This window comes from Xenorhabdus bovienii, assembly GCF_024721015.1.
In the GTDB taxonomy this organism is placed as follows: Bacteria; Pseudomonadota; Gammaproteobacteria; order Enterobacterales; family Enterobacteriaceae; genus Xenorhabdus; species Xenorhabdus bovienii.
This window is the reverse complement of the sequence record NZ_JANAIF010000127.1, coordinates 1-5,115: the sequence shown is the minus strand read 5'-3', so window position 1 is coordinate 5,115 and position 5,115 is coordinate 1. Positions and strand designations below refer to the sequence as shown.

Below are 5,115 nucleotides of genomic sequence, written 5' to 3'. Positions count from 1 at the left end.
CTATCACTATCCATGCGTCATCAGGAATGTCGTAGCGTGCCATCATCTTTTTCCCGTATTGAAAACAGTTTAGATGAGAATACTATCAATTTACATTAAGGGACACAGCCTAGCATTTTCCCTTTCCGCCACTTTTCCTTTGAAAGTTGGTTTTTCACTATGTATCTCTCGACATTGCAACATTCTTACTATCACCTCCTACTTTTATTGCCTCTGCTTACTCCATTTATGTCGGCAGTTTTTCTGATACATCCCCAGTAAACACAAAAAAGTCCAAAAAAACCTCACAAAGTACAGATTATCAGCAAACAAATGGTTATTGTTATTTTCTCCTTTGACAAAAGTGAAAACTACCGTTAGTATGCACCCCGTCTTGAAGGAATTCCTCCATAGTTCAGTTGGTAGAACGGCGGACTGTTAATCCGTATGTCACTGGTTCGAGTCCAGTTGGAGGAGCCAAATTCAATTCACCCTCGTGTTATTACTTCTATTTTTTCCGTTTTTTGATACGATAAATTTCCTCTGAATACCCTACCCTAGCAAATAATATTTAAAATATTAATTTTTCAAAATTCATAGAATTTTATCATTCAATAATAGCTATTTAGCTATTTTCGTTTTATCATCCTCCTCCGGCTTAAGGAGTGCTGAATCAGCATCCATCATTTTTCCACTTATATTCTGGAGCCGGTTCCATGACCACTGAATCATATACAATTAAAATCCGCCGCCCTGACGACTGGCATGTCCATTTCCGCGATGATGATATGCTAAAAATCATTGTTCCTCATACCAGCCGTTTCTTTGGCCGAGCTATTGTCATGCCCAACCTAGCCCCTCCAGTGACAGATGTTGCCAGTGCCAAAGCCTATAGGGATCGGATAATTGCCGCCATTCCGTCAGACCATCATTTCCAACCCCTCATGACCTGCTACTTGACTGACTCAACAGACAGTTCACAAATTGAAATTGGTTATAAAGAAGGGATCTTTACTGCCTGTAAACTTTATCCGGCCAATGCAACAACCAATTCCAGCCACGGTGTTTCTGATACCAAAAAGATCTATCCCTTATTGGAAACCATGGAAGAATTGGGAGTGCCTCTGCTGATTCATGGTGAAGTCACTGCATCCCATATTGATATTTTTGATCGGGAAGCTCGGTTTATAGAGCAGGTGATGGAACCATTGCGTAAGCAGTTTCCTGAATTGAAAGTTGTTTTTGAGCATATTACAACCAAGGAAGCCGCCGAATACATTCTTTCAGGCAATGATAAATTAGCGGCAACACTGACACCACAACACTTAATGTTTAATCGTAATCACATGTTGGTTGGCGGTATTCGTCCTCACCTCTACTGTTTACCGGTATTAAAGCGCAATATCCATCAAGAAGCATTGCGTTCCGCGGTAGCCAGTGGCTGTAATCGATTCTTTCTGGGAACAGATTCAGCCCCTCATTTACAGCATCGCAAAGAATCTTCCTGCGGTTGTGCGGGCGTCTTCAATGCGCCTACTGCTCTTGCAGCCTATGCCACCGTTTTTGAAGAAATGGAGGCAATAGCTCACTTTGAAGCATTCTGCTCTTTGAATGGCCCTAAGTTTTATGGTCTGCCCGTTAATGAAGGCTTCGTTGAACTCACACGTAAACCTACGCCAGTCACAGAGTATATCGAATGCGGTGATGAGAAATTAATCCCATTTCTGGCCGACGAGGATGCCAGATGGGAAGTAAAGGTATGTGAATAATTTTTTACTGCTACCCGTGCGGAAAGTGTTCTTATTTTCGCACGTTTACACTTACCTAAATAAGTCGTTGGTATCCCTTACAATAATCCCAATTAGTGATAATGCAAAAAATCTCGCTCTTTCTCCTTCTTAGATTGCTAAAAAGGGTTATACTGCTATTGCTCATCCTTGATGAGATTTTCTGCTCTTAGTCAATTCTATCAATAAGAATGCTGTAGTCTGATTAGGAGGTTATATGGAACAAAAAAATGAAATTATTCAAACTCATCCTGTTGTAGGTTGGGACATCAGCACTGTCGACGCCTATGACGCAATGATGATACGTCTTCATTACTTATCCTCCCAAGATCAAACCCCAGGCAATGTCAATATTGACAAAACATTGTGGTTGACAACAGGAGTAGCCAAGCAACTCATCCTCATTTTGCAGGCTGGGATTGAAAAGATAGAAGCATCTGAATACAGTCAGCTTGATCATATTAAACATTAATAATCATCTTGAACATTAGAAAATAATTTGGACACTCAGTATGTTGAGTGTCCAATTCGAACATTTGAACAAATATCAGCCAACTGAATTATTTGCATAGTTTATTATCCTTCATAATACTGTATCATACAGTCATTCTCATCCGCCTAATTCTTAATTATTAAGCCATTTTTTTATTTAAATAATAACCATAGAAGAACAAGGATGTTCAGTTAATGAAATTGTTAGTCATTGATAAGTGCCATTATACACGTTTAGGAATTATTGAATCTCTGAAAGAAAATATAGATATTTTCTCAATCGGGGCTGTATCAATTCATGACGCCATGAATATTTTGCCTGTATTTTCTCCAGATGTCATTTTAGTGAACTTGACGAATTATGGCCACCACAGAGAATATTGTGAACAACTGAAATTATTTATTTCGTTAGTTAATGATGCCCGTATTTATACCTACATCGACAAACCATATCCCTTGTGCGATACGAGCATACAATTGACAAATAAGGATTTTATTTTACCCAAAAGGAATCTCAGCACATTATTGGTTCGGATAAAAGAAATGGCAGAACACGATATTCAACGTTATTTTGCCAATTTTAATACACAAAGTTCTATTTTCAGCCTTCAGGAAAATCGAATTATCCATTATTGGATGCGAGAGACCGATACACATAAAATTGCTAAAATGCTAAAAATCAGCAATAGTACGGTTTATTCACACAAAAGACATATTATAGAAAAAATCGGCATTTCTAACAAAATAGAGTTACTTTTTATTTACAATATTTTTAAATATATCTGCTAAATCTTCTAAAGTAACAATGTTGGCGTAAATAATGAGATGCTATTTACGCCAACATTCTGATTGCCGCGAACTTATCACTTAAAAAACATTTATCACTTAATGGATTCCCGTGATGTAATATTCAGACCATCATTTAAACGATAGCGAGACTTATTAAAAATTTTTGCCCCATTTTCTCTTCCCGCCCGACGAAAACGCTGTTCTTCTTCAGGCAGTTTCATCTCTTCCCGACAAATATCACTGCAACATCCTTCAAACCGCTCTGCGCAGGAGAGACACTGGATGAACAACAGGTGACAACCATCATTTTTACAATTGATATGGCTATCACAGGCGGTACCGCACTGATGACAGTGCGCAATGATATCTTCAGAAATGCGCTCACCCATACGCTCATCAAAAACAAAGTTTTTACCCATAAAACGGACAGGTAACCCCTGTTCTTTCGCTTTACGGGCATACTCAATAACGCCACCTTCTACGTGGTAGACTTTGTCAAAACCATTATGCAGCATGTAAGCACTAGCTTTTTCACAACGAATTCCACCAGTACAATACATAACGATATTTTTGTCTTTATTATCCTTCAACATTTCTACTGCCATTGGCAATTGCTCACGAAATGTATCTGAAGGAATTTCGATAGCGTTTTCGAAATGCCCCACTTCATATTCGTAGTGGTTACGCATATCGACGAATAAGGTATCAGGATCATCCAGCATTTGGTTAACCTGTTCCGCTTTTAAGTATTCGCCTGTGCTTGATGGATTAAAGGTTTCATCTTCGATACCATCAGCAACAATACGCTCACGCAATTTCATGCGCAATACCCAAAATGACTTGCCATCATCTTCCAGCGCAATATTCAGCCGCAAATGACATAAAGCCGGATCAGTCGCATCCAATAACGCTTTCAAAGCATCAACATTTTTAGAAGGCACGCTGATTTGCGCATTGATGCCTTCTTTAGCAATGTAAATCCGCCCAAAAACAGACAACTCGGTAAATTTTTGATACAGGCTATCGCGAAAAGCCTGTAGTTCGGAAATCGTAAAATATTTATAAAAAGAGATAGTCGTGCGCGGCTCAGTTTCAGCTAACATGCGCTCTTTCAGCTCTTTATTAGAAATACGGTTATGTAACACTGACATGGTGTTCAAAGTATCCTTGTAATTCATTGATATTTATACATTTATGTCTACCTGTGTCCACAGAGTGTCCACACTAGACCATTATCGACAATTTTAACTAGAAACCCCTTGAGTCACACTCGGGGTTTTATTTTCTACAATATTACTTTTTTCTGCGACTTGGATCTATCAATCCCTATACACATCCTACTTAAAAAACTAAATCCAATTTGCTTATCTATCAATATCAGACTATCCAAGCTATCAGATAGACTTCACATCTATACGGGGTCAATCTTGACCATGAACTATCATCTGTAATATTTATCTAAGCTTATTCAATGAATTAATTCCATTAGTAATAATAAATTGCTGAAATCAGCATAGGAGTAGAAGTTTAATGAAAAAATACGCCTGTACGTTTTTTTTACTGATCTCATTCGGTGCTTTCGCACAATCAACAAACCACTCAGTTTTGCAAAAATCAATGCAAGGGTGGCAACCGCTATCAATCAGTGATAACGGAGAAGTCATCACACTAACGATGAATGAAGATCGGATATCCAACGACATTTATCAGGCAATCATTAACATGGGAATCTGTAGCCCACTTTGGCTTGATGGCAAAACTTCATACCTAAAAAATACAAAAGAAATTCGCATACTCAATAGACACAATCATTCTGGCTATATCTTTGAGAGCCCCCGCTCATCATGTGACGAAGTTGGCAAGGCAACCGACGATAAAGTTGGCCTTATCATTTCATCTCACACTCACGGCCACATGAATCGATAATCTGTCTGCATGTAGTAATGATAACAAAACGAAAGTACTAGGGAGTTATTCTAATTCTATGAAGTTAAGAATAAGCCCCAGTTTTCTATCTGGGGCTTATTCGTTTTCAATCAGAATCCAAAACCAATTTGTTCATCACCGT

5 protein-coding genes and 1 tRNA gene are annotated in these 5,115 nt (G+C 38.4%); 5 read left to right on the top strand and 1 reads right to left on the bottom strand.

Annotated elements, in window-relative coordinates; translation table 11 throughout:
* The first annotated feature begins 383 nt into the window (after positions 1 to 383).
* From NXS07_RS18530 to NXS07_RS18515, 4 genes are all read left to right on the top strand, one after another.
* A tRNA-Asn gene (locus NXS07_RS18530) sits at positions 384 to 459 on the top strand.
* A gap of 236 nt (positions 460 to 695) precedes the next feature.
* Positions 696 to 1,748 (top strand): dihydroorotase, encoded by a 1,053-nt coding sequence (gene pyrC, locus NXS07_RS18525; RefSeq protein WP_038197486.1) that lies wholly within the window; start codon positions 696 to 698, stop codon positions 1,746 to 1,748.
* A gap of 235 nt (positions 1,749 to 1,983) precedes the next feature.
* Positions 1,984 to 2,238, top strand: a complete 255-nt coding sequence (gene bssS / locus NXS07_RS18520) for a biofilm formation regulator BssS (protein ID WP_038197376.1) — start codon at positions 1,984 to 1,986, stop codon at positions 2,236 to 2,238.
* 215 nt (positions 2,239 to 2,453) lie between these two features.
* Complete coding sequence (locus NXS07_RS18515) at positions 2,454 to 3,047, top strand: LuxR C-terminal-related transcriptional regulator (RefSeq protein ID WP_038224099.1); 594 nt, start codon at positions 2,454 to 2,456, stop codon at positions 3,045 to 3,047.
* Between the two features lie 92 nt (positions 3,048 to 3,139).
* Here the strand turns inward: NXS07_RS18515 and trhO are convergent, their stop codons facing one another.
* Positions 3,140 to 4,198 (bottom strand): oxygen-dependent tRNA uridine(34) hydroxylase TrhO, encoded by a 1,059-nt coding sequence (gene trhO, locus NXS07_RS18510; RefSeq protein WP_038197374.1) that lies wholly within the window; start codon positions 4,196 to 4,198, stop codon positions 3,140 to 3,142.
* Between the two features lie 379 nt (positions 4,199 to 4,577).
* On the opposite strand from trhO, the gene NXS07_RS18505 reads away from it, so the two are divergent.
* Positions 4,578 to 4,973, top strand: coding sequence for a hypothetical protein (locus NXS07_RS18505; RefSeq protein ID WP_258087371.1), 396 nt, complete (start codon positions 4,578 to 4,580; stop codon positions 4,971 to 4,973).
* The last annotated feature ends 142 nt before the right edge of the window (positions 4,974 to 5,115 follow it).

Bases quoted from the DNA above. Each gene is read 5' to 3' on its own strand.
- bssS (WP_038197376.1), top strand. From the start codon at position 1,984: ATGGAACAAAAAAATGAAATTATTCAAACTCATCCTGTTGTAGGTTGG.
- NXS07_RS18505 (WP_258087371.1), top strand. From the start codon at position 4,578: ATGAAAAAATACGCCTGTACGTTTTTTTTACTGATCTCATTCGGTGCT.
- pyrC (WP_038197486.1), top strand. From the start codon at position 696: ATGACCACTGAATCATATACAATTAAAATCCGCCGCCCTGACGACTGG.
- trhO (WP_038197374.1), bottom strand. From the start codon at position 4,198: ATGTCAGTGTTACATAACCGTATTTCTAATAAAGAGCTGAAAGAGCGC.
- NXS07_RS18515 (WP_038224099.1), top strand. From the start codon at position 2,454: ATGAAATTGTTAGTCATTGATAAGTGCCATTATACACGTTTAGGAATT.